24 protein-coding genes and 1 tRNA gene are annotated in these 25,348 nt (G+C 70.4%); 19 read left to right on the forward strand and 6 right to left on the reverse strand.

Translation table 11 applies throughout. From position 1 onward, the window contains the following. Window positions 1–162: 162 nt before the first annotated feature. Both AB0K73_RS11970 and pth read left to right on the forward strand, forming a co-directional pair. A complete protein-coding gene (locus tag AB0K73_RS11970) occupies window positions 163–822 on the forward strand; it encodes a 50S ribosomal protein L25/general stress protein Ctc (protein WP_360513632.1) in 660 nt (219 codons plus the stop codon). Between the two features lie 167 nt (window positions 823–989). Next, window positions 990–1,574 (forward strand): aminoacyl-tRNA hydrolase, encoded by a 585-nt coding sequence (gene pth / locus AB0K73_RS11975; RefSeq protein WP_360513717.1) that lies wholly within the window; start codon window positions 990–992, stop codon window positions 1,572–1,574. A gap of 46 nt (window positions 1,575–1,620) precedes the next feature. Here the strand turns inward: pth and AB0K73_RS11980 are convergent, their stop codons facing one another. Then, window positions 1,621–2,349 (reverse strand): ribonuclease H, encoded by a 729-nt coding sequence (locus tag AB0K73_RS11980; RefSeq protein WP_360513630.1) that lies wholly within the window; start codon window positions 2,347–2,349, stop codon window positions 1,621–1,623. Between the two features lie 113 nt (window positions 2,350–2,462). Here AB0K73_RS11980 and mfd point away from each other — a divergent pair, with 113 nt between their 5' ends. After that, complete coding sequence (mfd, locus tag AB0K73_RS11985) at window positions 2,463–6,155, forward strand: transcription-repair coupling factor (RefSeq protein WP_360513628.1); 3,693 nt, start codon at window positions 2,463–2,465, stop codon at window positions 6,153–6,155. A gap of 10 nt (window positions 6,156–6,165) precedes the next feature. Here the strand turns inward: mfd and AB0K73_RS11990 are convergent, their stop codons facing one another. Next, window positions 6,166–7,365 (reverse strand): Na+/H+ antiporter NhaA, encoded by a 1,200-nt coding sequence (locus AB0K73_RS11990; protein WP_360513626.1) that lies wholly within the window; start codon window positions 7,363–7,365, stop codon window positions 6,166–6,168. A 162-nt stretch (window positions 7,366–7,527) separates the two neighbouring features. Between AB0K73_RS11990 and AB0K73_RS11995 the strand changes: the two genes are divergently transcribed. The 10 genes from AB0K73_RS11995 to AB0K73_RS12040 all read left to right on the forward strand — a co-directional run bounded on the left by AB0K73_RS11995 (window position 7,528) and on the right by AB0K73_RS12040 (window position 16,119). Continuing rightward, window positions 7,528–8,229 (forward strand): MazG family protein, encoded by a 702-nt coding sequence (locus tag AB0K73_RS11995; RefSeq protein ID WP_360513624.1) that lies wholly within the window; start codon window positions 7,528–7,530, stop codon window positions 8,227–8,229. A 33-nt stretch (window positions 8,230–8,262) separates the two neighbouring features. Continuing rightward, entirely contained in the window at window positions 8,263–8,433 is a 171-nt protein-coding gene (locus AB0K73_RS12000) for a hypothetical protein (protein WP_360513622.1), read from the forward strand. 124 nt (window positions 8,434–8,557) lie between these two features. After that, the gene (locus tag AB0K73_RS12005; protein WP_360513620.1) at window positions 8,558–9,001 is read left to right on the forward strand and encodes a hypothetical protein; all 444 of its coding nucleotides are present in this window, start codon (window positions 8,558–8,560) and stop codon (window positions 8,999–9,001) included. Window positions 9,002–9,083: 82 nt separating this feature from the next. Next, a complete protein-coding gene (gene hisS / locus AB0K73_RS12010; protein ID WP_360513618.1) occupies window positions 9,084–10,352 on the forward strand; it encodes a histidine--tRNA ligase in 1,269 nt (422 codons plus the stop codon). Between the two features lie 231 nt (window positions 10,353–10,583). Then, window positions 10,584–11,864 (forward strand): phosphopyruvate hydratase, encoded by a 1,281-nt coding sequence (gene eno / locus AB0K73_RS12015; RefSeq protein WP_360513616.1) that lies wholly within the window; start codon window positions 10,584–10,586, stop codon window positions 11,862–11,864. A gap of 66 nt (window positions 11,865–11,930) precedes the next feature. Then, window positions 11,931–12,644 carry a septum formation initiator family protein gene (locus tag AB0K73_RS12020; RefSeq protein WP_360513614.1) on the forward strand — a complete coding sequence of 238 codons (714 nt, stop codon included), beginning with the start codon at window positions 11,931–11,933 and terminating at the stop codon, window positions 12,642–12,644. Then, window positions 12,641–13,204, forward strand: a complete 564-nt coding sequence (locus tag AB0K73_RS12025) for a DUF501 domain-containing protein (RefSeq protein WP_360513612.1) — start codon at window positions 12,641–12,643, stop codon at window positions 13,202–13,204. Before AB0K73_RS12020 ends, AB0K73_RS12025 begins: the two co-directional genes overlap by 4 nt. Further along, window positions 13,201–14,502 (forward strand): S8 family serine peptidase, encoded by a 1,302-nt coding sequence (locus AB0K73_RS12030; protein ID WP_360513610.1) that lies wholly within the window; start codon window positions 13,201–13,203, stop codon window positions 14,500–14,502. The genes AB0K73_RS12025 and AB0K73_RS12030 overlap by 4 nt, the downstream gene beginning before the upstream one ends. A gap of 46 nt (window positions 14,503–14,548) precedes the next feature. Next, complete coding sequence (locus tag AB0K73_RS12035) at window positions 14,549–16,012, forward strand: NAD(P)/FAD-dependent oxidoreductase (RefSeq protein ID WP_360513608.1); 1,464 nt, start codon at window positions 14,549–14,551, stop codon at window positions 16,010–16,012. Between the two features lie 33 nt (window positions 16,013–16,045). Then, window positions 16,046–16,119, forward strand: a tRNA-Leu gene (locus tag AB0K73_RS12040). Between the two features lie 11 nt (window positions 16,120–16,130). Here the strand turns inward: AB0K73_RS12040 and AB0K73_RS12045 are convergent. The 3 genes from AB0K73_RS12045 to AB0K73_RS12055 form a co-directional block, all read right to left on the reverse strand. Further along, window positions 16,131–16,511: a nuclear transport factor 2 family protein gene (locus tag AB0K73_RS12045; protein ID WP_360513606.1), complete on the reverse strand. Its 381-nt coding sequence runs from the start codon at window positions 16,509–16,511 to the stop codon at window positions 16,131–16,133. Beyond that, a complete protein-coding gene (locus tag AB0K73_RS12050; RefSeq protein WP_360513604.1) occupies window positions 16,496–16,942 on the reverse strand; it encodes a hypothetical protein in 447 nt (148 codons plus the stop codon). Before AB0K73_RS12050 ends, AB0K73_RS12045 begins: the two co-directional genes overlap by 16 nt. 73 nt (window positions 16,943–17,015) lie before the next feature. Further along, window positions 17,016–17,945 carry a Ppx/GppA phosphatase family protein gene (locus tag AB0K73_RS12055; protein ID WP_360513603.1) on the reverse strand — a complete coding sequence of 310 codons (930 nt, stop codon included), beginning with the start codon at window positions 17,943–17,945 and terminating at the stop codon, window positions 17,016–17,018. 108 nt (window positions 17,946–18,053) lie between these two features. On the opposite strand from AB0K73_RS12055, the gene AB0K73_RS12060 reads away from it, so the two are divergent. The 5 genes from AB0K73_RS12060 to AB0K73_RS12080 all read left to right on the forward strand — a co-directional run bounded on the left by AB0K73_RS12060 (window position 18,054) and on the right by AB0K73_RS12080 (window position 22,819). Next, complete coding sequence (locus tag AB0K73_RS12060) at window positions 18,054–18,650, forward strand: TetR family transcriptional regulator (protein WP_360513601.1); 597 nt, start codon at window positions 18,054–18,056, stop codon at window positions 18,648–18,650. Beyond that, window positions 18,647–19,894: an alanine racemase gene (locus tag AB0K73_RS12065; RefSeq protein WP_360513599.1), complete on the forward strand. Its 1,248-nt coding sequence runs from the start codon at window positions 18,647–18,649 to the stop codon at window positions 19,892–19,894. Before AB0K73_RS12060 ends, AB0K73_RS12065 begins: the two co-directional genes overlap by 4 nt. Continuing rightward, window positions 19,891–21,243, forward strand: a complete 1,353-nt coding sequence (locus AB0K73_RS12070) for a D-arabinono-1,4-lactone oxidase (RefSeq protein WP_360513597.1) — start codon at window positions 19,891–19,893, stop codon at window positions 21,241–21,243. Before AB0K73_RS12065 ends, AB0K73_RS12070 begins: the two co-directional genes overlap by 4 nt. Before the next feature lie 124 nt (window positions 21,244–21,367). Then, window positions 21,368–21,934, forward strand: coding sequence for a LemA family protein (locus AB0K73_RS12075; RefSeq protein WP_360513595.1), 567 nt, complete (start codon window positions 21,368–21,370; stop codon window positions 21,932–21,934). A gap of 9 nt (window positions 21,935–21,943) precedes the next feature. Further along, on the forward strand, window positions 21,944–22,819 hold the full coding sequence (locus tag AB0K73_RS12080) for a M48 family metalloprotease (protein ID WP_360513593.1): 876 nt from the start codon (window positions 21,944–21,946) through the stop codon (window positions 22,817–22,819). A 12-nt stretch (window positions 22,820–22,831) separates the two neighbouring features. On the opposite strand, the gene AB0K73_RS12085 is transcribed toward AB0K73_RS12080, so the two are convergent. Beyond that, window positions 22,832–24,040 (reverse strand): crosslink repair DNA glycosylase YcaQ family protein, encoded by a 1,209-nt coding sequence (locus tag AB0K73_RS12085; protein ID WP_360513591.1) that lies wholly within the window; start codon window positions 24,038–24,040, stop codon window positions 22,832–22,834. Window positions 24,041–24,121: 81 nt separating this feature from the next. On the opposite strand from AB0K73_RS12085, the gene AB0K73_RS12090 reads away from it, so the two are divergent. Then, entirely contained in the window at window positions 24,122–25,348 is a 1,227-nt protein-coding gene (locus AB0K73_RS12090) for an AI-2E family transporter (protein WP_360513589.1), read from the forward strand.

The raw sequence follows: 25,348 nt of genomic DNA on the forward strand, positions 1-25,348 counted from the left end.
CTCGCAGCCGGCCTCGTGGCCGGTCGCGACATCCGTGATCGACGCGGTGGATCCAGGCTTCACGGCTGTTCCTCACGCACTGCGCACGAGATGTGCGCGCGTTCGAGTCGAAACAACACAGACACACGATCTGGGCCGAGTGAGCCCGCAAGGAGAACCACCATGGACGAAGACAACAAGGTCGAAGCGGCCCCGCGCGACACGTTCGGCAAGGGCGCGGCTCGCAAGATCCGCGCGACCGGCAAGATCCCCGCCGTGCTGTACGGTCACGGCACCGACCCGCAGCACCTCACGCTGCCGGGCCACCAGATCGCCCTGCTCCTCCGCAAGGCGAACGCGGTGCTCGACCTGCAGATCTCCGGCAAGAGCCAGCTCGCCCTCGTGAAGGACGTGCAGAAGGACCCGGTGCACCAGGTCATCGAGCACCTCGACCTCATCGTCATCCGCCGCGGCGAGCGGGTGCAGGTGGAGGTGCCCGTGCACCTCGAGGGCGAGCCGTTCGCCGGCACCATCGCCGACCTCGACGCCAAGACCCTCCTGCTCGAGGTCGAGGCCACGCACATTCCCGAGACCCTCGTCGTGTCGGTCGAGGGCCTCGAGGAGGGCACGCAGATCCACGCGAAGGACGTCGAGCTCCCCTCGGGCGCGACGCTCATCATCGACGAGGAGACGCTCGTCGTCAACGTGCACGTGCCGCAGAAGGTCGACCTCGGCGAGGAGGCCGCTGAGGCCGAGGCCGCTGAGGCTGCCGAAGGCGAGGGCGAGGGTGAGGCCGCGGAGGGCGCCGAGGAAGGCGCGTCCGAGGGCGAGCCGTCGGAGTAGTCGCCGCCGCGCAGCGCCACGCAACGGGCCTGCGGCCCCGCAGCCGAGTACGCTCGGAGGCGGGCCGCGGGCCCCTCGCATTCGTCAGAACATGCAACATCCGCCGTCCGTCGAAAGGAGTCGCCATGGGCCTCCTCGATCGGCTGCGCCGCCGGAAGGACGACACCGTGGCTGAGAACACGTGGCTCGTGGTCGGGCTCGGCAACCCCGGCGCCCAGTACGCCGGGAACCGGCACAACGTCGGCCAGATGGTCGCCGACCAGCTCGCCGACCGCCTCGGTGCGACGTTCAAGAGCCACAAGACGCCATCGCGCGTGGCCGAGGGCTTCCTCGGCCCAGGCGGTCCCAAGCTCGTCATCGCCAAGCCGAACGGCTACATGAACACCTCGGGCGGCCCGGTCTCGGCACTGGTCACGTATTACTCGCTGCCCGCCGACCGGCTCATCATCGTGCACGACGAGCTCGACATCCCGTTCGACACCGTGCGCCTCAAGCAGGGCGGCGGCCACGGCGGCCACAACGGCATCCGCGACGTCGCGAAGGCCACCGACAACGCCGCGTTCACGCGGGTGCGGGTCGGCATCGGCCGGCCGCCGGGCCGTCAGGACGCGGCCGACTTCGTGCTGAAGGACTTCTCGGCGACCGAGCGCCAGGCGCTGCCGAACCTGCTGTCGGATGCCGCGGACGCCATCGAGGAGATCGTCTCGCACGGGCTCGTCGCCGCGCAGCAGCGGTTCCACTCGCCCGCCTGAGCGGCGGCGCGCGGGCGAAGTGCCTCGGAAGCGGACCGCGGCCCGTTCAGATGAGGCCGCGCAGGAACTCCTCGGGCGGGACTCCCTCGGCGCGAGCACGCTGCACGAGCCGGTCGAGTTCCTCGGTCGTGAGTTCGAGCGTCATCGTGTGCCACTCATCGACGGGCTCGTCGAGGCTGAACAGGGCGTCGTCGTCGGATGCCGCCGCGAACGCGACCTCGGCCGGAGCGAGCTCGGCCGCAGGAGCGAGCTCGGGCTCGAGCGCCGCGTCGGGCTCGGCGGACATCGGTGCGGCTGCGACCGCCGAATCGGGGCGGGAGGACCAACCCGGCCCCGACGGCACGGAACCGCCCCGACGGTACGCCTCGGCAGCGGCCCGGGCTCGCGCGTCGGCGGCTTCGTTGAGCGGGTGCCCCACGTGGCCCCGCACCCACTCGAAGCGGTAGCGGCGGCCCGCCAACTCGGCATCGAGGAGCTGCAGGAGCTCGACGTTCATGACCGGCTTGCCGTCGGCCTTGCGCCATCCCTTGCGCTTCCAGCCCGACATCCACTTCGTGAGGCTGTTGATGACGTACTGGCTGTCGCAGAGCACGTGCAGCTCGTCGTCGAGATGCGCGGTCGCCCGGAAAAGCTCGAGCACGGCAGTGAGCTCGCCCTGGTTGTTGGTGGCATTGGGCCAGCCACCGGCCGCCCAGTGGTCGTCATCGACATACCAGGCCCAGCCGGCCGGGCCGGGGTTGCCCAGCGCCGATCCGTCGGCGGCGGCGGTGATCATGGGGTCCTCCCGGTCGGTGGGTGCGGCGCCCATCGTATCGGGAGCAGCCGACCACTCGTTCGCGGCGGGCGCACCGCGGCGGCTGCGTCGGAGGGCGCGCGTAGACTCGTACGGTGATCCTGCAGGGCTTGAACACGGCGCTTTCGCGCGCCTCCACGATCGACGACGCGCTCGCCGAGGCCCTGCGGAACGCCGACTTCTCGGCTCCCGCCGGCATCGATGCGCCCCTGCTCGCGGGGCTGCTGCAGCGGCGGGCCGAGGCCGGGCTGCCGCCCGCGCTGTTCGTCGTCACCGCGACGAGCCGCGAAGGGGAGTCGGTGCGGTCCTCGCTCGCACCGTACTTCGACGATGCCGAGATCCTCGAGTTCCCCGCGTGGGAGACGCTGCCCCACGAACGGCTCAGTCCCTCGGCCGAGACGGTCGGCCGACGGTTGTATGCCCTGCGGCGCATGCACGAATGGTCCGGCGCCGGCGAGCGGCATCCGCTGATCATCGTGTCCTCGGTGCGTGCCGCCCTGCAGCCCCTCGCGGCCAACCTCGCCGAACTCGCGCCGATCGAGCTCGTGGCCGGCGGCCGCGGCTACGACCTCGCGCAGATCGCCGTGAAGCTCGTCGATCTCGCGTACGTGCGCGTCGACATGGTCGCCCGCCGGGGCGAGTTCGCGGTTCGCGGTGGGATCCTCGACGTGTTCCCGCCGACCGCCGACCACCCCGTGCGCGTCGAGTTCTTCGGCGACGAGGTCGAGGAGTTGCGTGCGTTCTCGGTGGCCGACCAGCGCTCACTCCCCGACGTCGTCGATCGCGTCGTGCTCGCGCCGAGCCGCGAACTGCTGCTGACCCCCGACGTGCGGCAGCGGGCGCGCGAGATGCTGCACGAATTCCCGAGCCTCTCCACGCTCCTCGAGAAGCTCGCCGAGGGCATCCCGGTCGAGGGCATGGAGTCGCTCGCCCCTGCGCTGCTCGACCGCCTGGTGCCCGTCACCCACTACCTCCCCGAGGGCACCGCCGTGGCCGTGCTGCAGCCCGAGCGGGTCGCCGGCCGTGCGGTGAACCTGTCCGAGACGAACCGCGAGTTCCTCGCCGCGGCGTGGACGGCCGCGACGGCGGGGGCCGAGGCCCCCATCGACCTGGCCGCCGGCGACTTCGTCACGATGCGCGAGCTCCGCCAGTCGGCCCTCTTCAGCGCGCCCGGCGAACCCGACCCCAAGCGCGTCTGGTGGACCTTCTCGAGCTTCGACCTCGGGGATGCCGCGGCGGTCGTCGCGGCATCCGCCACCGATGCAGCCGCCGCGGGAAGCACGGCGAGCGTGGCATCGGAGCATGTTCGCGTCGCCGCGAGCGCCATGCCGAGCTTCGCGGGCAACGTGGCCGGCGCGGTGGATCACGCCGCGGAGCGCCTGCGCGAGGGGTGGACGCTGGTCGTGGCATCCGCCGGTCACGGCCTCGTGGAGCGAGCACGCGACGTGCTCGCTGAGGCGGGGCTCGCCGCACGCATCATCGAGTCGATGCCCGACGACCTCGAGCCCGGCGTCGCCTACCTGGTACAGGCGGATGCCGCGAACGGCTTCGAGGTGCCCGAGGTGAAGCTCGCCCTCATCTCCGAGTCGGAGTTCTACGGGCGAGCCGCCGGCTACGACCCGCGGCAGAACAAGAAGCTCGCCACCCGGCGGCGCAACGTCGTCGATCCGCTGCAACTCAAGGCCGGCGACTACGTCGTGCACCAGACGCACGGCATCGGCCGGTTCGTCGAGATGGTGCAGCGCGAGGTCGCCACCGGCAGCCGACCCACCGGTCCGAGCCGTACCGCGGGCATCCAGCAGGCACCGACGGCGGTGCGCGAATACCTCGTGCTCGAGTACGCGCCGTCGAAGCGCGGCCAGCCGGGCGACCGCCTTTTCGTGCCCACCGACCAGCTCGACCTGCTCAGCCGGTACGTCGGCGGCGAGGCGCCGTCGCTGTCGAAGATGGGCGGCAGCGACTGGGCGCAGGCCAAGGGGCGCGCCCGGAAGGCCGTGCGCGAGATCGCCGTCGAGCTCGTGAAGCTGTACTCGGCGCGGATGGCGGCGAAGGGGCACGCGTTCGGGCCCGACACGCCCTGGCAGCACGAATTGGAGGAGGCGTTCCCGTTCACCGAGACGCCCGACCAGGTGCAGACCATCGACGAGGTGAAGGCCGACATGGAACGGCCGATCCCGATGGACCGGCTGCTCGCGGGCGACGTCGGCTTCGGCAAGACCGAGGTCGCCGTGCGGGCCGCGTTCAAGGCCATCCAGGACGGCAAGCAGGTCGCGATGCTCGTGCCCACGACCCTCCTCGTGAAGCAGCACTTCGAGACGTTCACCGAGCGGTTCGCCGGGTTCCCCGTGCACGTCCGGGCGCTCTCGCGCTTCCAGACCGACAAGGAGGTGCGGGAGACGGTCGCCGGTCTCGCCGACGGCACCGTCGACCTCGTCATCGGCACCCACCGCATCCTCACCGAGCAGGTGAAGTTCAAGGACGTCGGGCTCCTCATCATCGACGAGGAACAGCGCTTCGGCGTCGAGCACAAGGACACGCTGAAGAAGCTCAAGACCAACGTCGACATCCTCGCGATGAGCGCGACCCCGATTCCCCGCACGCTCGAGATGGCCGTCACCGGCATCCGCGAGATGTCGACGCTGGCGACGCCACCCGAAGACCGCCATCCGATCCTCACCTACGTCGGCCCGTACTCCGACCAGCAGGTCGCTGCCGCGGTCCGCCGCGAGATGCTCCGCGAGGGCCAGGTGTTCTTCGTGCACAATCGGGTGTCGTCGATCAACCGGGCGGCCGCGAAGCTCGCCGAGATCGTGCCAGAGGCCCGCATCGCGGTGGCGCACGGCCAGCTCAACGAGCACGTGCTCGAGCAGATCGTCGTCGACTTCTGGGAGCGCAAGTTCGACGTGCTCGTCTCGACGACCATCATCGAGACCGGGCTCGACATCACCAACGCCAACACGATCATCATCGACCGCGCCGACAAGTACGGCCTGTCGCAGCTGCACCAGCTCCGCGGCCGTGTCGGGCGCGGGCGAGAGCGCGCCTACGCGTACTTCCTCTGGGATCCGCAGAAGCCCCTCTCCGAGACCGCGCACGACCGGCTCTCCACGATCGCCGCGAACAACGAGCTCGGCAGCGGCATGCAGGTGGCCCTGAAGGACCTCGAGATCCGAGGTGCGGGCAACCTGCTCGGCGCCGAGCAGGCGGGCCACATCGCGGGCGTCGGCTTCGACCTGTACCTGCGCATGATCGGCGAGGCCGTCTCGGCGTTCCGCGGCGATGTCGCCGAGGGCCAGACCGAACTGCGGCTCGAGCTGCCAGTCGACGCCCACATCCCCGAGGACTACGTCGACTCCGAGCGACTGCGACTCGAGGCCTACCAGAAACTGTCGGCGGCAAGCGGCCCCGCAGCGAAGGAGGGCCAGATCGACGCTGTGCTCGACGAGCTCGTCGATCGCTACGGCCTGCCGCCCGAGCCCGTGAAGCACCTCATCGCGATCTCGCGGCTTCGTCGCGTGGCACAGCTCGCCGGTCTGTCAGATGTCCTCGCCACCGGGTCGAAGCTCCGGATCGCGCCCGCGCGCATCCCCGATTCGCGTCGCGTGCGGCTCGAGCGCCTGTACCCGGGCGCGAAGCACTTCGCGCAGAACGACGTGATCCTCGTGCCGTTCCCCATGCCCGGTGGCGAACTGCCCGACGACGCGGACCTCATCGAGTGGGTGTCGAAGTTGATCATCGCGATCTTCCCCGTCGAGGACGCGACGGCGGAGGCATCCGTCACCGCCTGAGCTGTGAGGCTCAGTGCGAGAACGCCCCGCCCATGCCCTTCTGCGCTCCGCGACGGCGGTAGTACTGCGAGAGAAGGGTCACGAAGATCGCCGAGAGCGCCATGGCCGCGCCCGAGCCCAGGAGTACCGCCAGCGTGCCCTCGTCGGCCACTTCGGGCAACTCGGCGAACGCGAGCTCGTTCATGAGCAGCGACACCGTGAACCCGATGCCGCCCAAGGTGCCGACGATCGCGAGGTCGGCGAGCGTGAGCGGTGTGCCGGAACGCCGCTTCGCGACCAGGCTGCCGAGACCGCCGACGAGCGTGATGCCGACGATCTTGCCGACCGGCAGGGCGACGAGGATGCCCCAGAATGCGGGGTCGAGCTCACTCGGGCGCACCTGGGGAATGGCGACCATCGCCGCCGAGAACGCGAACAGCGGCAGGATGATGCCGTTCGAATACGGTTCGAGCAGGTGCACCGAGCGCCCGGCGGGGCGACGGGCCATGACGAGGCCGAGCGCCACGCCGGCGATCGTCGCGTGCACGCCCGACTGGTAGACGAAGTACCACGTGAGGATCCAGAGCGCGACGAGCACGATGATGATCGGCCACTGCGGCCGACGCCTGAGGATCCAGGTGGAGCGGGGCTTCATCACCCGACTCACGGCGCCGAATGCGGTGATGGTGATGGCGGCGAAGCCGAGCGCGCCGAGGTCGGCGTCGGTCGTGAAGAAGAACGCGATGATGAGGATCGCGATGAGGTCGTCGAGCACTGCGAGGGCGAGCAGGAACACCCGCACGCGCGTGGGGATCCACCGGCCGAACACGGCGAGCACGCCGAGGGCGAACGCGATGTCGGTCGCCGTGGGGATCGGCCAGCCGTCGACCGTGTCGGTGCCGGCCGTGAACGCCAGGAAGATCCCAGCGGGCACGATGACGCCACCGATCGCGGCGATGGCCGGCAGCAGCGCCTTCGAGAGCGAGTTCAGCTCGCCGATGACGAGTTCGCGCTTGAGCTCCACGGCCACGATGAAGAAGAACACCGCGAGCAGGCCGTCGCTGATCCAGTGCCCGATCGAGAGGTCGAGCCCGAGCCACGGGAGGTCGATGTGCGCGTTCTTCAGCTCGATGAGGCCGGGCCCGAAGCTCAGGTTGGCGATGAGCAAGCCGAGCATCGCGGCGATGAGCAGCAGTGCGGCGGACCAGCGCTCGGAGCGGAGGAAGTTCATGGGACCCCTTGTTCGGCAGTCTCCATGCCGGTCGAGCGCGGCATGGTGGCGGGCGTTCGGCGGTTTCCCACCGGCCGACCAGACTTCCCGGCACTCCACTTCGATCCTATCGGGCGCCCGGGGTCGATCGGGTCGCTCGGGTCGCCTCGTTAGGCTGGACGGATGAGCCAGGTTCCGCACGGGCGCACCTCCCAGACGACGCCGCTCGACGAGCTCATCGAGACCGTCGCGTTCCTTCGCGCTCCCGGCGGCTGCCCCTGGGATGCCGACCAGACCCACGAGAGCCTCGTGCAGTACCTCGTCGAGGAGAGCTGGGAGCTCATCGACGCGATCGAGTCGGGCGACCGCCACGAGATGATCGAGGAACTCGGCGACGTGCTCTACCAGGTGCTGTTCCACGCCGACCTCGCCGCGCATACACCCGGTGAGGACTTCGACATCCAGGATGTCGCGGCGCACATGACCGCGAAGATGGTGTCGCGGCATCCGCACGTCTTCGGCGGCGAGCGCACCGCCGCGACCGCCGCCGACGTCGTCTCGTTCTGGGACGAGCTGAAGGCCGACGAGAAGCCGCATCGCACGAGCGTGCTCGACGGGATCCCGCGCGGCATGCCCGCCCTCGCCCTCGCGCAGAAGGTGCTGGGCAAGGCGGAGAAGGTGGGAGTGGGTGTGCGGCCGGCGTCGGCGACGGATGCCGCGGCCCCGGCGACGCCCGCCACGGAGGACGAGCTCGGCCGCACACTGCTCGGGCTCGTGGCATCCGCTCGATCGCAGGGGCTCGACGCCGAGCGGGCACTGCGCCACGCCGTGCGCGCGCTCGAGGCCGAGGTGCGCGCCGCCGAGACGGCCGACGTCGACACCTGACGGTCGTCGACGCCGTGGGCTATGGTCCGAGGTATGTCGAAGTTCACGGAGCGAGTGAAGTCGCTGTTCCGCAGGCGTCGACCGGTGACGAAGGAAGATGCCGCCGAGATCGCGGACTGGGTGAACGAAGGCGGGACCTTCGATCCCGACGGGCCGCCGCCGATCATCGACGACGACCGTCGGGGCGACACGACGAAGCCGTGACGCAGGCCGCGCGTTCCGTGCCGGCCCGTGTCGGACGTCGCGGATGCCGCGCGGCGGGCGTACCGTCGGAGCAGGACGATTCAGATGGACCAAGCAGGGTCGGCGCGATCACCGAGGAGGCGGGATGGCCATCGACGAGGAGCGCATCGCCGAGTTCTTCGACGAGTATGCGGCCGCCCTTCGGGACTTCGACGCCGACGCGACGGCGCGGCTGTGGGGGCTGCCGGGGATGATCGTGACCGACGACTTCGCGGGCGCCCTTGAGAGCCGTGCCGACATGTCGGCCGGGCTGGCCTCCTCGTATCCGATGTACCGGATGCTCGGCCTCGAGTCGGCGGTGCCCGACATCCGCTCGGTCAACGCGCTCACCGATCGCATCGTGACCGTGCGCGTGCGCTGGAGCTACCTCGACGCCGACGACGAGGTCATCGTCACGACCGATTACGAGTACCTGCTGCGCGACGACGCCGACGGGCTGCACGTGTACCTCGCGGTCGGCATCGACGAGATGCAGGCCCTGCAGCGCGCGGCACACGAGCGCGGCGTCGACCTCGACCTGTACGGCTGAGCGGCGGCGGCCGGCCGCGGCCGCCACGAGGTCTGCCGAGGGAGCGCACGGCCGCCACCCGCGTGCTGGAAGAATGGTCGGCATGGCCGCATCCGTCACACCCCCGCGCGGCATGCGCGACTTCCTGCCCGCCGAGAAGGCGCGCCGCGAGCACGCCCTCGGCGTGATCCGCGGCGTGTATCGGGCGCACGGCTTCGACGAGATCGAGACGCCCGTGATGGAGGACTCACAGCGTTTGCACGCCGGCCTCGGCGGCGACAATGAGAAGCTCGCGTTCGCCGTGATGAAGCGCGGCCTGACGCCCGACGACCTCGCGGCGGCCGCGGCATCCGGTGACGCCCTCTCGCTCGCCGACCTCGGCCTGCGTTACGACCTCACCGTGCCGCTCGCCCGGTTCTATGCGACGCACCGGGCCGCACTGCCGCCCGTCTTCCGCGCCATCCAGATCGCCCCGGTGTGGCGCGCCGAGCGTCCCCAGAAGGGGCGGTTCCGGCAGTTCGTGCAGTGCGACATCGACATCATCGGCGAGGCCGGGCAGCTGGCCGAGCTCGAGCTCCTCACCGCGACGCTGGCGACGCTCGACGCGCTCGGGCTCGGCGGCTGCGTCATCCGCATCAACGATCGGCGCATCCTCGCGCGCATCCTCTCGTCGTGGGGCGTGCCCGAGGAGCTCCGCGAACGCGCCCTCATCACGATCGACAAGCTCGACAAGATCGGCACCTCCGGGGTTGCGGCCGAGCTGCGTGAGCTGGGGGTCATCACCGGGGGCACGGATGTCGCGGCCGAGCTCGAGGCGCTCCAGGCGGCCGATTGGCACCTCCACGACGGCGTCGTGCGTCCGCCGGCGTGGCTCGACCTCGAGGCGTACGACGACCTCCTCGCGCTGCGGGCCGCCCTGCCCGACGCGGCCATCGAGTTCGATCCGACGCTCGTGCGCGGCATGGGCTACTACACGGGCACGATCTTCGAGATCGCGCACCCCGACCTCGGCTACTCGCTGGGCGGCGGTGGCCGCTACGACCACATGATCGGGCGCTTCCTCGGGCAGGAGGTGCCCGCGTGCGGATTCTCGATCGGGTTCGAGCGCATCGTCGACCTGCTCGCCGTGCGCGACGAGGGCCGTCCGCGATCGGTCGTGCTCGTCTACGACGCCGAGGTCGCCCCGGCGACGCTGCTGGCGCTCAAGCACGAGCTCGTGGCATCCGGAACCCGCGTGCGCTTCGAGCGTCGCGTGAAGAACGTGCGCGCCCTGCTCGACCGCGTGACTGCCGATGGCTTCGACTCGTGGGCGCAGGTGGGGCCCGAGACCACGGATGCCTCGTCGCTCGCGTTCCGCGACCTGCAGGCCTGAGCGCGGCCGCCGGTCCCGGCCACCCAATCGAGACGTCGCGTTTGCAGGGTGCGACCCTGCATCCGCGCCCGTTCGCTACATGGGGCGCCCGGGGGAGTGGCGAGACCGATCGGGGTGCCGCCGCATCGGGACATCAATCGCGCGACGTCACGCCTGAGCGGTCCTCACTAGACTGAACCGCGGATCACGACGGAGTCGTCCAAGCACATTCCCATCACAGAGGAGTTCACTGTGGCATTCATCGAAGCTGTCGGCGCTCGCGAGATCCTGGATTCGCGTGGCAACCCCACCGTCGAGGTCGAGGTGCTGCTCGACGACGGCACCCTCGCCCGCGCGGCCGTCCCCTCGGGCGCATCCACCGGTGCGTTCGAGGCGTACGAGTTGCGCGACGGCGACTCGGACCGCTACCTCGGCAAGGGCGTGCAGAAGGCCGTCGACGCCGTGCTCGACGAGCTCGGCCCCGCCATCGAGGACCTCGACGCGAGCGACCAGCGGGTCGTCGACCAGGCACTGAAGGACGCCGACGGCACCGACAACAAGGGGCGCCTCGGCGCGAACGCCATCCTCGGCGTGAGCCTCGCCGTCGCGAAGGCCGCGGCCGACTCGGTCGACCTGCCGCTGTTCCGCTACCTCGGCGGACCGAACGCGCACGTGCTGCCCGTGCCGATGATGAACATCATCAACGGCGGCGCGCACGCCGACACGGGTGTCGACATCCAGGAGTTCATGGTCCTGCCGATCGGCGCGCCGACCTACTCCGAGGGTCTCCGCTGGGGCGTCGAGACCTATCACGCGCTGAAGAGCCTGCTGAAGTCGAAGGGCTTCTCCACCGGGCTCGGCGACGAGGGCGGCTTCGCACCCGACTTCGAGCACAACCGGGCCGCGCTCGACTTCATCGCCGAGGCCATCGGCAAGGCCGGCTTCACGCTCGGCACCGACATCGCACTGGGCCTGGATGTCGCGGCCACCGAGTTCTTCGAGAACGGCGTGTACCGCTTCGAGGGCAAGGATCGCTCGGCCGCCGAGATGAATGCGTACTACGCCGAGCTCGCCGACGCGTACCCGCTCATCTCGATCGAGGACCCGCTCGCCGAGGACGACTGGGACGGCTGGGCCGAGCTGACGTCGTCGCTCGGCACGAAGCTGCAGCTCGTCGGCGACGACCTGTTCGTCACGAACCCGACCCGCCTCGCCGACGGCATCAGCCGGCACGTCGGCAACTCGATCCTCGTCAAGGTCAACCAGATCGGCACGCTCACCGAGACGCTCGACGCCGTGAAGATGGCGCAGCGCGCCGGCTACACCGCGGTGCTCTCGCACCGATCGGGCGAGACCGAGGACACCACCATCGCCGACCTCGCGGTCGCCACCGACTGCGGTCAGATCAAGACGGGCGCGCCCGCCCGGAGCGAGCGAGTCGCCAAGTACAATCAGTTGCTGAGGATCGAAGAAGAGCTCGGTGAGGCCGCGGTGTACGCCGGTCGCACGGCGTTCCCCCGGTTCAGGGCCTGATTTCGGGTGTCGGGGGCTGCCGTGAGGCCGCTCCCGACACGTCTGCCGGGTCGGTGAGGAGGGGCGATGCCGCAGAATCCGCCGCGCCCTCCACGGCGTCCCGCCGGCGTCGCAGGTTCGGCTTCCGCGAAGTCCGGCAAGCCCGACGCTCGAAAGCAGGCCAAGCCGGCCAAGCCCGCCAAGCCGACGAATTCGACCAAGCCGGTCAAGCCCGCCAAGCCCGGTACGTCGGCTCAGGCGACTCAGTCGACCCAGAAGCCCGGCAAGCCTCGCAAGCCCGCTGCCAAGGCCTCAGCGGCCACATCGTCGGCGGCCGCGAGGGCGGGATGGCTCAGCGGCATCCGCTTCTCGGGATTCTCGCTCATCATGATGGGCGTGCTCGTGCTCGCCGTCGTGGTGCTCGCGCCCACCATCGCGGCGTTCGCCGCCCAGCGGCAGCAGATCGCCGAACTGCGCGCCGCCGTCTCCGAGCAGGAGGAGGAGGTGCAGCGCCTCCGCGACGAGCGCGAACGCTGGAACGACGAGACGTTCATCATGACCCAGGCCCGCGAGCGTCTGTACTACGTGATGCCCGGCGAGGTGAGCTATCTCGTCATCGACGACCGGACTCCGGCGGCGGGAACGGATGCCACGGCCGAGGTCTCGGCCGACGTGACCGAATCGAAGGGCGACTGGATGCGCACCCTCCTCGACTCCGTGATGATCGCGGGTCTCACGCCCGCGCCGGCCGTGCCGACCGAGCCCGCGGCACCCGTACCCGCAGCGGGGAGCGACGGATGACGCGGCCCCCCTTCGAGCCGGTGAGCGAGCGCGACCTCAGCATCGTCGCGGCGCAACTCGGGCGACGTCCCCGCGACGTCGTGGGCATCGCGGCACGATGCGCGTGCGGAGCGCCGACGGTCGTGTCGACGGCACCGCGGCTGTCCGACGGCACGCCGTTTCCCACGTTCTACTACCTGACGCATCCGGCGGCCACGGCAGCGATGTCGTTCCTCGAGGCGGCGCAGGTCATGGTCGAGTGCGGTGAACTGCTCGCCGCCGACTCCGAGGTCGCCGCCGCCTACGAACGAGCGCATGAGCAGTATCTCGCCGACCGCGAGTCGATCGCGGTCGTGCCCGAACTCGCGGGAATCTCGGCGGGCGGCATGCCGTCGCGTGTGAAGTGCCTGCACGCGCTCGCGGGGCACGCGCTCGCGGCGGGCCCCGGGGTGAATCCGATCGGCGACCTCGCGCTCGCGCGCTCGACGTGGTCGCCCGAGGTCTGCCAGTGCCCCGATTACGGCGTCGACGTGCCCGATCCCGCTGACCCCGCCGACGACGACACCGGGAGCCGCGTGTGACCCGGTCGATACTGCGTGAGACCTCGCCGGTGCGTCGCGCGCTCGCCGGCGTCGCCAAGGTCGGCGCGGTGGTGGCCGCGGCGACGATGATCGCGCTCGCCGGCGCGACCCCGGCCCACGCCGACACCGTGCGCGACCTGGAATACTGGCTCGCCGACTACGGCTTCACGACCGCGTGGACCAGCTCGCGCGGGGAGGGCGTGACGGTGGCCATCATCGACACGGGCGTGAACGGCAACGTTGCCGAACTGCGCGGCGCGATCGTCGGCGGCACGGATGTCTCGGGCCTCGGCAGTCCCGACGGCCAGACGCCCGTCGGCGACGACCCCAACCACGGCACGCTCGTGGCATCCCTCCTCGCCGGTCGGGGCACGGGGGCGGGGAACGGCGTCATCGGCATCGCCCCCGAGGCCGACCTCCTCACCGCCTCGGTCGCATTCGGTCAGGACACCGGCGCCGAGAAGTCGAACGACGATCAGATCGCCGAGGCCGTGCGCTGGGCGGTCGACTCGGGTGCCGACGTGATCAACATGTCGCTCACCCGGAACACCCGCGACTGGCCCGAGAGCTGGGACGACGCGTTCATGTACGCGTTCGAGAACGACGTGGTGGTCGTCGCCGCGGCCGGCAACCGCGGCAGCGGCACCAGCGAGGTCGGCGCGCCGGCCACCATCCCTGGCGTGCTCACCGTCGCCGGCGTCGATCGCGAGAAGAACGCGAGCTTCGACGCGAGCTCGCAGGGCATCACGATCGCGGTGGCCGCGCCGAGCGAGGACCTCGTCGGCGTGCTGCCCGACGGGGGGTACGTGCAGTGGAACGGCACGAGCGCCGCGGCGCCGATCGTCTCGGGCCTCGTCGCACTCGTACGCAGCGAGTACCCCGAGCTGGATGCGGCGAACGTCATCGAACGGCTCATCCGCACCGCCGACCCGAACGGGCACGAGGTGCCGAGCCCGCTCTACGGCTGGGGCATCATCGACCCGGTCGCGGCGCTCACGGCCGACGTCGCCGAGGTCGAGGCCAACCCCCTCGGCAGCCTCGCCGCCTGGATCGAGCTGCATCGGCGAGCGGATGTCCCGGCCCCGCCGACCGACGCCGAGAACCAGCCGATCGTGCCGATCGCCGACCCGCCGCTGCCGAGGTCGGACGGCGCGCAGACGTTGTTGCCGACGGCCTGGACGCTGGCCTACATCACCGTCCCGCTCTCGCTCGTCGCCGGATTTGGTACGCTAGCAACGCTGTTGGGCATCGGCGCCACTCGGCATACCAGGCGGACTGTCCGAACTCGCGAACAGTGATCGCAACCACAGCCCGCATTGATCACAACTGAGGAGTCCATTCACCGTGCCCAAGATTCTCATCGTCGGCGGTGGCTATGCGGGGTTCTACACAGCGTGGAAGCTCGAGAAGTGGCTGCGTCCCGGCGAGGCTGAGGTCACGATCGTCGACCCGCTTCCGTACATGACCTACCAGCCGTTCCTCCCCGAGGTGGCGGCCGGCTCGATCGAGCCGCGCCATTCGGTGGTCTCCCAGCGACGGCACCTGAAGAAGACGAACATCATCACGGCGAAGGTCACCGGAATCGACCACGCGTCGAAGACGGCGACCATCACGCCCGAGGTCGGCGACTCGTGGGAGTTGGAGTACGACGTCGTCGTGGTGACGGGCGGCGCCGTGTCGCGCACCTTCCCGATTCCCGGCATCGCCGAGAACGCCATCGGGCTCAAGACGGTCGAAGAGGCCGTCGCCATCCGCGATCGCGTGCTCACGAACTTCGACAAGGCGGCGACCCTGCCCCCCGGTCCCGAGCGCGAGCGCCTGCTCACGTTCGTCGTCGTGGGCGGGGGCTTCGCGGGCATCGAGGTGTTCGCCGAGCTCCGCTCCTTCGCGAGCGCGCTGCTCGAGTACTACCCGCAGCTCAGCTTCGACGAGACCCACTTCCACCTCATCGAGGCCATGGGCCGCATCATGCCCGAGGTGTCGCTCGAGACGAGCTACTGGGTCATCAAGCACCTCGCGCAGCGCGGTGCCGAGATCCACCTCGACACGCAGCTCACGAGCGCAAGCGACGGCGTCATCGAACTGTCGACCGGCGACACGTTCGAGTCCGACCTCATCGTGTGGACTGCGGGTGTCATGGCGAACCCGGCCATCGTGCGTTCCAGCGACCTGCCCGTGGAGGAGCGCGGCCGCATCCTCACCCGCGCCGACCTGCGCGTCGGCGACGAAGACGACTGGGTGGCCGACGCCTGGGCCGCCGGCGACATCGCCGCGGTGCCCGACCTCTCGGGCGGCGGCGTCGGCGGGTACTGCGTGCCGAACGCCCAGCACGCCGTGCGCCAGGGCAAGCTCCTCGCCAAGAACATCGTGGCGGTCCTCCGCGGCGAGGAGCCGAAGGAGTACTTCCACAAGAACCTCGGCGCGGTCGCCGGCCTCGGTATCGGCTCGGGCGTCTTCCAGTCGGGCAAGATCGCCCTGACCGGTCTCATCGCCTGGTTCGCCCACCGCGGCTATCACGGTCTCGCGATGCCGAGCTGGGAACGCAAGTTCCGCGTCTTCTGGGGCTGGTGGAACAACTTCTGGCTCGGTCGCGACATCGTGTCGCTCGCCGCGCTGCAGGACCCGCGTGCCCAGTTCGAAGCGTTCGCCGCCCGCCCGAAGCCGCCCGCCGCGGCCGCTCCGGCGCCGGTACCCGCCGTCGCGGCATCCGGTGGCAACACCTCGAGAGCCGTGAGGTCGACCACCGCAACCGGTGCATCGAAGCCGGCCAAGGTCGAGGCCAAGGGCGAGCCGGTCCCGGCGAAGTAATGTGGACGCGGTGCCGCCACAGGGCGGCATCGCGCTCCCGTAGCCCAATCGGCAGAGGCAGGCGACTTAAAATCGCCTCAGTCTGGGTTCGAATCCCAGCGGGAGCACTCGTCGGACGTCACTCGAGGATCTTCCAGAACGAGTCCTTGCGGGTGATCTTTCCGTCGTCGTCGAACTCGAGCAGGTCGACGCCGCGCACCTCGATCGACTGACCGGCGGTCGAGGTGCCGGTGAGCGTCCACTCGGAGACCCCGAAGCCGTCGGCACAGACCCAGTGGCGGTCGTCGCCGTAGTGCACGTCGGGGATGCCCTCGAATCGCTTCGCGAGCCCTGCCCGGACCTCCTCCTTGCCGACGAACCGGTCGCCGCGTGGCTTCGCGCCTCTCGGCATGTAGAACACGCAGTCGTCGGCGAAGTAGCCCATGATCGCGTCGAGGTCGTGCTCGTTGAACGCCTTCAGGAAGCCCTCGAGCACCTCGCGCGTCACTCGCTCAGCCATGTCGATCCTCTCCTTCTGCTCGGTCTCGTGATGCGCGCTGCCATGCGGCCCGTCGTTCGGCGTCGCTCGCGACCTCCAGGAACAGGCGGTCGTCCACGGGGGGACGCAGTCCGCGCTTCGCGCGTTCGGCGCTCATCCAGGCCCGGCGGCGGTCGGACCTGACCCGATCGAGCATCGCGGGGCAGCACCGGCGCGGCCTGCCGGAGCGCCCAGACCACCGCGTGGTCGTCGCGGAGTTGATGCAGGAGCTCGCGCTCGGGTGAGGCCAGGTCGGGCAGGAGGGTCGTCAGCCGCTCGGCCTGCTCGAGGTCGTCGTGGCGGGCGCCCAGCCGGGGCGCCAGGAGCGCTGCGAGCGCGGTGAGGATGGCGACGATGACCCGGACGACGTCTTCGCCCGTCATCGCGGCGCCGGCCTCCTCGAAGAGAAGCATCCTCGTCTCCGCTCGCTGGCCACAGGCTAGCAGCGGGGCCGGCGGCGGGCGAGCAGCGAGCGAGCGCGCGACCCTACTCGTTGAACCGGTCGAGGCGCCGCAGGATCAGCCCCTCGCGCAGCGCCCACGGCGACACCTCGAGTTCGTCGACGCCGAAGGCCCGCATGGCCTCGGAGAGCACCACTGCACCGGCGACGATCTGGAACGTCCGGTCGGCGGTGATGCCCGGCAGCGCCGGGCGGGCGTCGGAGGGGATCTTCGCGAGCCGCGGCGTCCAGTCGTCGAGACCGCGGCGGGTGAGCACGCTGCGATCGGATGGCCCGACGCCCTCCTCGACCGTGCCCGCGAGCCGGGCGAGCGAGCGGATGGTCTTGGACGATCCCACGATGTGGTCGGGTGCGGGCAGCTCGCGGAATGGCGCAACGGCCTCGGCGAGGATGGCCCGCGCATGCCCGCGCAGATTCGCGACCTGGTCGGAAGACGGCGGGTCGTCGGGGAGGAACTCGATGGTCGAACGGCCGGCTCCGAGCGGCAGCGACCGCGCGACATCCGGAACCTCGTCGAGGCCCTGCGTCAGTTCGAGCGAGCCGCCGCCGATGTCGAACAGCAGGATCCGCCCGGCCGACCAGCCGTACCAGCGGCGCACCGCGAGATAGGTGAGCTCCGCCTCGTCCTCGCCGGAGAGCACCTGCAGTTCCACGCCTGTCTCGTCGGCGACCCGTGCGAGCACCTCCTCGCCGTTCGCCGCCTCTCGGATCGCGGACGTCGCGAAGGGGAGGAACTCGTCGATGCCCGCCCGCCGCGCAGCCTCGGCGCCCTCGCCGACCGCGGTGAGGATCGCATCGACGCCCTCGGGGCGGATCGCGCCGTCGGCGTCGAGGTACCGCATGAGGCGGAGCACCGACTTCTGCGACGTCATCGGGATCGGCCGCGCGCCGCGATGGGCATCGACCACGAGCAGGTGCACGGTGTTGGAACCGACGTCGAGGACCCCGAGGCGCATGCTGCGAGCGTAGCGGGCGACGGATGCAGCGACGACGCGTTTCCTGCATACTGGTGCGACTGGGACGACCGTCCCACTTCAGTCGGCGACGGCGTCGAGAGGAGCCCGGTGGCCCGCATCCCCGCATCCGAGCGCCGCAACGCCCTCGTCGAGGCCGCCCTGCGCGTCGTCTCGCGGCAGGGGATCGCCCAGGCCACCACGCGCGCGATCGTCGCCGAGGCCGGCATGTCGCTCGCGAGCTTCCACTACGCGTTCGACTCGCGCGACGAACTCATCGACGAGCTCATCGCCACGGTCGTCGCCCGCGAGCAGCAGGCGGTCATCCCCGACGTCGTTCCCGGCCAGGACCTGCGCCAGATCCTCGAGTCGGGCCTGCTGCGCTATCTCGAGCACCTGGAGGCCGACCCCGATCACGAGCAGGCCATGCTCGAGCTCACGCAGTACGCCCTCCGCTCGGCGGAGCGGCATCCGCTCGCCGTCGCGCAGTACCGCCGCTACGCCGAGCTCGCCGAGCACTCGCTCGAGATCGCCGCCGACGCCGCTGGAACCACCTGGCGCCGCCCGGTCGCCGAGGTGGCGCATGTGCTCGTCGCGTTCACCGACGGGCTCACCCTCACCTGGCTCGTCGACCGCGATGACGCCGCCGCCCGCGCGGTGGCGCGAGCGGCGGCGGACGCCCTCTCGAGAATGGCAGACCCCCGATGACGGGCCTCGACCTGCGGATGGGCGATGCGGCGACGGATGCCCCGAGCTGGCTCGATCCCGCCCGGCACTGGCCCTCCCTCACCGAGGCCACGCGCGACGTCGACGCGCCCGTCGGAGCCATCCACCTGGCGGCGCTGCGACACAACGCGCTCGACATGGTGCGCCGCGCCGCCGGAACCCCGATCCGTATCGCCACGAAGTCGGTGCGGGCGCGGAGCGTCATCGAGGCGCTCCTCCGCGAGCCGGGGTACCACGGGGTGCTCGCGTACACGCTCGCCGAGGCGCTGTGGCTGGCCGACACCGTCGACGACCTCGTGGTGGGCTACCCCTCGGCGGAGCGCCGCGGCATCCGCCGACTCGGCCTCGACGCCGACCTCGCGGGCCGCATCACGCTCATGGTGGACTCGCCGCAGCAGCTCGACCTCATCGACGCCGTGCTGCCGCCCGGCGAGCGCGAGACGATCCGGGTGTGCCTCGAACTCGACGCCTCGTGGCAGGTGCCCGTGCTCGGACACCTCGGCGTGCGCCGGTCGCCCGTGCACGAGCCGGCCGAGGCGGGCGCGCTCGCCGCGTACATCGCCGGGCGGCGGGGCTACCGACTCGTCGGCATGATGGCGTACGAGGCGCAGATCGCGGGTGTCGTGAACCGGCCGGCGGGCCGACCCGTCGACGGCGCCATGAACCGGTGGATGCAGTCGCGCTCGATGCCCGAGCTCGTCGAGCGGCGCGCACGCGCGGTCGCCGCGGTGCGCGAGCACGCCGATCTCGAGTTCGTCAACGGCGGCGGCACGGGCTCGCTGGAGGCGACGGCGGCGGATGCCTCGGTCACCGAGATCGCCGCAGGTTCGGGCCTGCTCGGCGGACACCTGTTCGACGGGTACGCGCAGTTCCGGCCGGCTCCTGCGGCGGCGTTCGCGCTTGACGTCGTGCGCTCACCGAGCCCCGAGCATGCCACGATCCTCGGCGGTGGCTGGATCGCGTCGGGTCCGCCCGGCCCCGATCGACTGCCGCGCATCGTCTGGCCCGAAGGGCTCTCGTTGCTCCCTCGCGAGGCCGCGGGGGAGGTGCAGACGCCCGTCACCGGGCGGGCCGCACGATCCCTGCGCGTCGGCGACCGGGTGTGGTTCCGGCACACGAAGTCGGGCGAGCTCGCCGAGCACCTGAACGCGTTCGCCGTCGTCGACGGCGGTCGCGTGGTCGACACGGTTCCGACGTACCGAGGAGAGGGGAAGGCGTTCCTGTGACGGCGAGCGGAGCCACCTGGCGCAACTGGGCACGCACGGAGGCGGTGCGTCCGCTGCGCATCGAACGGCCGGCCACGGCCGGCGCGGTCCAGCGCGCGGTCGCCGCGGCCGCGGCATCCGGCCTGCTCATCAAGCCCGTGGGCTCGGGCCACAGCTTCACCGGCATCGCCGTCGCGCCCGGCGTGCAGCTCGATCTCACCGACCTCTCGGGGGTGATCGACGCGGATGTCTCGACCGGCCGCGTCACGCTCGCGGCCGGTACTCCGCTGCATCGGTTGCCGCACCTCCTCGCACCGTACGGTCTCGCGATGGCGAACATGGGCGACATCGACCGGCAGACGATCGCGGGCGCGATCTCGACGGGCACCCACGGCACGGGCCTTGCGTTCGGCGGCCTCGCGACCCAGGTCGTCGGGGTGAAGCTCGTGACGGGCACGGGGGAGCTCGTGACGGTGAGTGAGACCGAGCGCCCTGAGCTCCTGCCCGCCGTGCGCCTCGGGCTCGGCGCGCTCGGTGTCCTCGTCGAACTGACGCTGCAGCTGGTTCCGAGGTACGTGCTGCATGCGGTCGAGCGTCCCGAACCGCTCGACGATGTGCTCGACGGGTGGATGGATCGGGTGCGCGGGGCCGACCACTTCGAGTTCTACTGGTTCCCGCACACGGGCGGCGCGCTCACGAAGACGAACACCCGGCTGCCGGGGGAGGCGCCGCGGAAGTCCCTCGGGCGCCTCTCACGGTGGGTCGACGACGAGCTGCTCGCCAATGGCGCCTACCGCGCCGTGTGCGCGGTCGGCCGAGTCGCGCCGGGCACGACGCCTCGCCTCGCGCGCCTCGTCGAACGACTCTCGGGTGGCCGGGACTTCGCCGACTTCTCGCCGAGGGTGTTCACGACGCATCGCGGCGTGCGGTTCCGGGAGATGGAGTACGCCGTGCCGCTCGCGGCGGTGCCCGACGCGTTCCGCGAGGTGCGCGGGCTCATCGAGCGGAAGGGGTGGCGCATCAGCTTCCCGATCGAGGTGCGGGCCGCGGCATCCGACGAGAACTGGCTCTCGACCGCGTACGGACGTGACACCGGGTACCTCGCGGTGCACCGCTACTTCCGCGAGGACCCCCGCGAGTACTTCGCGGCCGTCGAGGACATCATGCGCGGCTTCGACGGACGACCGCATTGGGGCAAGATGCACACCCAGGCCGCCGAGACCCTGCGCGCGGTGTACCCCCGGTTCGACGACTTCGTGGGGGTCCGCGACGAGTTCGACCCCGAACGCCGCTTCGCGAACGCCTACCTCGACCGGGTCCTCGTCGACAGCTCCGCGGGCGACGCACCGCGCCCCGCGACCGAGGCCTGAATCCGAGCCCTGAGTCGCTTGGAACTTCCCTCCGAGTCTCATGGGAAGCCCGATGAATCGGGCCCGCCCCTCACTAGGATGGTGGCACACCAAGTCTTCGCGAAGAGCGCTAGGAGTCCGTGCCATGGAATGGCTCATCCCCGTCATCATCGTCGTCGCGCTCGTGGTGATCATCGGCATCTATCTCTGGGCGACCTACAACTCGCTGGTGACGCTCAACGTGCGTGTCGACGAGGCCTGGAGCGACATCACGGTGCAGCTCAAGCGCCGCGCCGACCTCATCCCGAACCTCATCGAGGCGGTGAAGGGCTACGCCGCGCACGAGAAGGCGGTCTTCGAGAACGTCACGCGCGCTCGTGCCGAGACCCTGCAGGCGCACGGCCCGGCCGAGGCGGGTGCCGCCGAGAACCACATGCAGCAGGCCCTGAAGTCGATCTTCGCGGTCGCCGAGGCGTACCCGCAGCTGCAGGCCAGCCAGAACTTCCTGCAGCTGCAGGCCGAGCTCGTCGACACCGAAGACAAGATCCAGGCCTCGCGTCGGTTCTACAACGGCGGCGTGCGCGAGCTCAACACGAAGATCAAGGTCTTTCCGAACACGCTCTTCGTGCGCAGCCTGGGCTTCAACGAGCGCGAGTTCTTCGAGGTGACGGAGCCTGCGGCGATCGCAGAGCCGCCGCGCGTGCAGTTCTAAGGGCCGGCGTTGTACCGAGCGATCGCCAGGAACAAGCGCAACACCGTCTTCATCATCCTGTTCTTCCTCGCCATCATCGGCGGGCTGGGCTGGCTCGCGGCGTGGGTCTACCAAGACCTCACGATCGTCATCGTGACGGTGGTGGTCGCGTCGGCGTACGCCCTGATCCAGTACTTCACCGCCGACAAGCAGGCCATCGCCATGTCGGGTGCGATCCAGCTGCACTCGAAGGCCGACCACCCGCGGCTGTGGCGCACGGTCGAGAATCTGTCGATCACCACCGGCTCCCCCATGCCGAAGGTGTACGTCATCTCCGACCCTGCCCCGAACGCGTTCGCCACCGGTCGAGACCCCGAGCACGCCGTCGTCGCCGCGACGACCGGGCTCCTCGAGATCATGGACGACGCCGAGCTCGAGGGTGTCATGGCCCATGAGCTCGGGCATGTCCGCAACTACGACATCCGGCTGTCGATGATCGTCTTCGGGCTCGTCGTGGCCATCGGCTTCATCTCCGACATGTTCCTGCGCATGACCTTCTTCGGCGGGCGCAACAACAACCAGAACCCCGTCATGCTCATCGTCGGCCTCGTCGCCATGCTCATCGCCCCGCTCGTCGCGAGCCTCGTGCAGTTGGCCGTCTCGCGCCAGCGGGAGTACCTCGCGGATGCCACGGGCGCGATGACCACCCGCCATCCCGACGCACTCGCCAGCGCGCTCGAGAAGCTCGAGGCGTACGGGCGGCCCATGCGGCGCCAGAACTCCTCGATGGCGCACCTCTGGATCGCCGATCCGCTGCGTCCCGGCGTCATGGACCGGCTGTTCGCCACGCACCCGCCGATCGCCGAGCGCGTGAAGCGGCTCGAGCAGATGGGCGGCGCCTTCTGAGCGGCGGCTGCCTCAGGGGGCGCTGAGCTCGGCGCGTAACGCGGGCGCGAGGTCGCCGCGACCCACCACCTCGATGTCGTCGAGACCCTGCCACGCCGCGGCTTGCCGTAGGACCGGCGCGAGCCGTGCTGCGGTGTCGGCGGGGACCCCCGGCTCCGACCACGCCGACTGCACGCGCAGGACCCGCGACTTGCGGTCGCTCTTCAAATCGACTCGCCCCACGAGGTCGTCGTCGATGAGCAGCGGGAGCGAGTAGTAGCCGAACTTGCGGTCGGCCTCGGGCGTGTAGATCTCGATGCGGTAGTGGAAGTCGAAGAGTCGCTCGGTGCGCGGGCGGAACCACACGACCGGATCGAACGGCGAGAGCAGGGCGGCGCCCTCGAGTCGCCGCGGTCGTCGTGCATCGCGGTGCACCCAAGTGGGCGTCGGGCGTCTGCCGGTGTTCCACCCGGCCACCTCGACCGGCACGAGCTCGCCGGCATCTTCGAGGTCGTGCACCGCTGCACGCACCTGGGCGCGCTTCATGCGCCAGTAATCGGCGAGGTCGGCTTCGGTCGCGATGCCGAGAGCGGATGCCGCGCGCCCCACGAGCTCGCGCACGGCGTCGGCCTCGGTGGGCGGCACGCCGAGGAGCTCGGGCGGAAGGGCCTGCTCGGGAAGCGCGTAGACACGCTCGAACCGCCGCCGCTCGATGCATACCACCTCACCCACCCGGAACATCCACTCGAGCGTGCGCTTCACGTCGGACCAGCCCCACCACGGGCCGCGGCGCTCGTTGGCATCGTGCTCGATGGCGCTCGCCGGCATCGGACCGTTGGCCTCGAGCTCACGGCGCAGCCAGTCGGCGAGCGCGCGGTTCTCGACGAGCCACCCGCCCCAATCGCTGCCCCGGCGCCGGTACTCCTCGCGGCGGAACTCGAAGTGCGGCCAGAGTTCGCGGGGAATGAACGCCGCCTCGTGCGCCCAGTACTCGAGGAGGCGACCACGCCTGCCATGCGCCAAGCGGTCGAGCAGGGCGCGGTCGTAGGCGCCGACCCGGCTGAAGGCCGGGAGGTAATGGCTGCGCTCGAACACGTTGACGGAGTCGATCTGGAGCAGCCCGAGACGTTCGACGACGCCGCGTACCTGACGGAGTCCGGGGGCGTCGGGCGTGGATCGCCCGAAGCCCTGGGCGGCGAGGGAGATGCGGCGTGCGAGGGCCCGACTGACGGAATCGACCATGGTCCTTCGAGGCTAACGGTCGCCTCCGACAGTGGGCCATCGCATGCCGTTTCCCGCATGCTGCGCGCCTAGACTGGAGCGATGACTGGGTCGAACGGTCGGGCTCGGGGCAGGGTTTCGCGGCGCCGACGTACCCGTGCGCCCGAGACGCCCCACACTGCTCCACCGCGTCGCGACGCCTCCGACTCGGTGCCCTACGGCATGCGTCTCGCGGCCGCATGGTCGTGGCGGCTCCTGCTCGTGGGCGGCGTGCTCGCGGTCGTCATCTTCCTGATCTTCCAGCTGCGATTCATCCTCATCCCGATTCTGGTCGCGGTGCTGATCGGTGCGCTCCTCGTGCCCCTGTCGCACTTCCTGCAGCGACATCGGTGGCCGAGGTGGCTCGCGATCACGGTCGTGATGCTCGCGACGCTCGCCGTCGTCGGGGGCCTGCTCACCCTCGGCATCAGCCAGATCGTGCGCGGCTTCGACGATCTGGCCGCCCAGTCGCTCGTCGCCTGGGACGAGTTCCGGGTGCTGCTGCTCGAGAGTCCGATGCACGTCACCGAAACCCAGCTCAACGCCTTCGTCGATCAGATCTTCGCGGCCGCGCAGCAGGACAGCGGCGTCCTCGTGAGCGGCGCCCTCTCGGTCGGATCGACCCTCGGGCATTTCGTGGCGGGCATGCTGCTCGCCGTCTTCGCGACGATCTTCATCCTCATCGACGGGCGAGGCATCTGGAACTGGATCGTCGGCGTCTTCCCCAGCCGCGCACGCGCGGCGGTCGACGGCGCAGGCAACGCCGGCTGGGCGACGTTGCAGAACTTCGTGAAGGTGCAGATCCTCGTGGCCACCATCGACGCGGTCGGCATCGGCCTGGGCGCCTTCTTCCTCGGCGTGCCGCTCGCGGTGCCGATCGCGATCCTGGTGCTGCTCGGCTCCTTCATCCCCATCGTCGGCGCCGTGGTCACGGGGGCGCTCGCCGTGTTCATCGCGCTCGTCTACAACGGCTGGGTCATCGCGCTCATCATGCTCGGCATCGTGCTGCTCGTGCAGCAGGTCGAGGGACACATCCTGCAGCCGCTCATCATGGGAACGGCCGTGAAGGTGCATCCGCTCGGCGTCGTCGTGGCGGTATCGGCGGGCTCGCTGCTCGCCGGAATCGCGGGCGCCCTCTTCGCCGTGCCGGTCGCCGCCGTCATGAACGTCATGATCAACTACATCGCGGGCGGGTCGTGGAAGCTCGCCCCGGGTCCACCGGTGGAGGAGGCCCATTCGCCGCTCTGGCGCACCGTGCCGCAACGACCCGGCTACCAACGAGGAGAATGA

Source organism: Agromyces sp. NPDC052230, from assembly GCF_040679595.1.
GTDB lineage: Bacteria > Actinomycetota > Actinomycetes > Actinomycetales > Microbacteriaceae > Agromyces.

Bases quoted from the DNA above. Each gene is read 5' to 3' on its own strand.
- AB0K73_RS11995 (WP_360513624.1), top strand. From the start codon at position 7,528: ATGAGCCAGGTTCCGCACGGGCGCACCTCCCAGACGACGCCGCTCGAC.
- AB0K73_RS12000 (WP_360513622.1), top strand. From the start codon at position 8,263: ATGTCGAAGTTCACGGAGCGAGTGAAGTCGCTGTTCCGCAGGCGTCGA.
- AB0K73_RS12005 (WP_360513620.1), top strand. From the start codon at position 8,558: ATGGCCATCGACGAGGAGCGCATCGCCGAGTTCTTCGACGAGTATGCG.
- AB0K73_RS11970 (WP_360513632.1), top strand. From the start codon at position 163: ATGGACGAAGACAACAAGGTCGAAGCGGCCCCGCGCGACACGTTCGGC.
- AB0K73_RS12050 (WP_360513604.1), bottom strand. From the start codon at position 16,942: ATGCTTCTCTTCGAGGAGGCCGGCGCCGCGATGACGGGCGAAGACGTC.
- AB0K73_RS12045 (WP_360513606.1), bottom strand. From the start codon at position 16,511: ATGGCTGAGCGAGTGACGCGCGAGGTGCTCGAGGGCTTCCTGAAGGCG.
- AB0K73_RS12025 (WP_360513612.1), top strand. From the start codon at position 12,641: ATGACGCGGCCCCCCTTCGAGCCGGTGAGCGAGCGCGACCTCAGCATC.
- hisS (WP_360513618.1), top strand. From the start codon at position 9,084: ATGGCCGCATCCGTCACACCCCCGCGCGGCATGCGCGACTTCCTGCCC.
- AB0K73_RS12065 (WP_360513599.1), top strand. From the start codon at position 18,647: ATGACGGGCCTCGACCTGCGGATGGGCGATGCGGCGACGGATGCCCCG.
- AB0K73_RS11990 (WP_360513626.1), bottom strand. From the start codon at position 7,365: ATGAACTTCCTCCGCTCCGAGCGCTGGTCCGCCGCACTGCTGCTCATC.
- AB0K73_RS12090 (WP_360513589.1), top strand. From the start codon at position 24,122: ATGACTGGGTCGAACGGTCGGGCTCGGGGCAGGGTTTCGCGGCGCCGA.
- AB0K73_RS11980 (WP_360513630.1), bottom strand. From the start codon at position 2,349: ATGATCACCGCCGCCGCCGACGGATCGGCGCTGGGCAACCCCGGCCCG.
- AB0K73_RS12085 (WP_360513591.1), bottom strand. From the start codon at position 24,040: ATGGTCGATTCCGTCAGTCGGGCCCTCGCACGCCGCATCTCCCTCGCC.
- AB0K73_RS12020 (WP_360513614.1), top strand. From the start codon at position 11,931: ATGCCGCAGAATCCGCCGCGCCCTCCACGGCGTCCCGCCGGCGTCGCA.
- AB0K73_RS12075 (WP_360513595.1), top strand. From the start codon at position 21,368: ATGGAATGGCTCATCCCCGTCATCATCGTCGTCGCGCTCGTGGTGATC.
- AB0K73_RS12055 (WP_360513603.1), bottom strand. From the start codon at position 17,945: ATGCGCCTCGGGGTCCTCGACGTCGGTTCCAACACCGTGCACCTGCTC.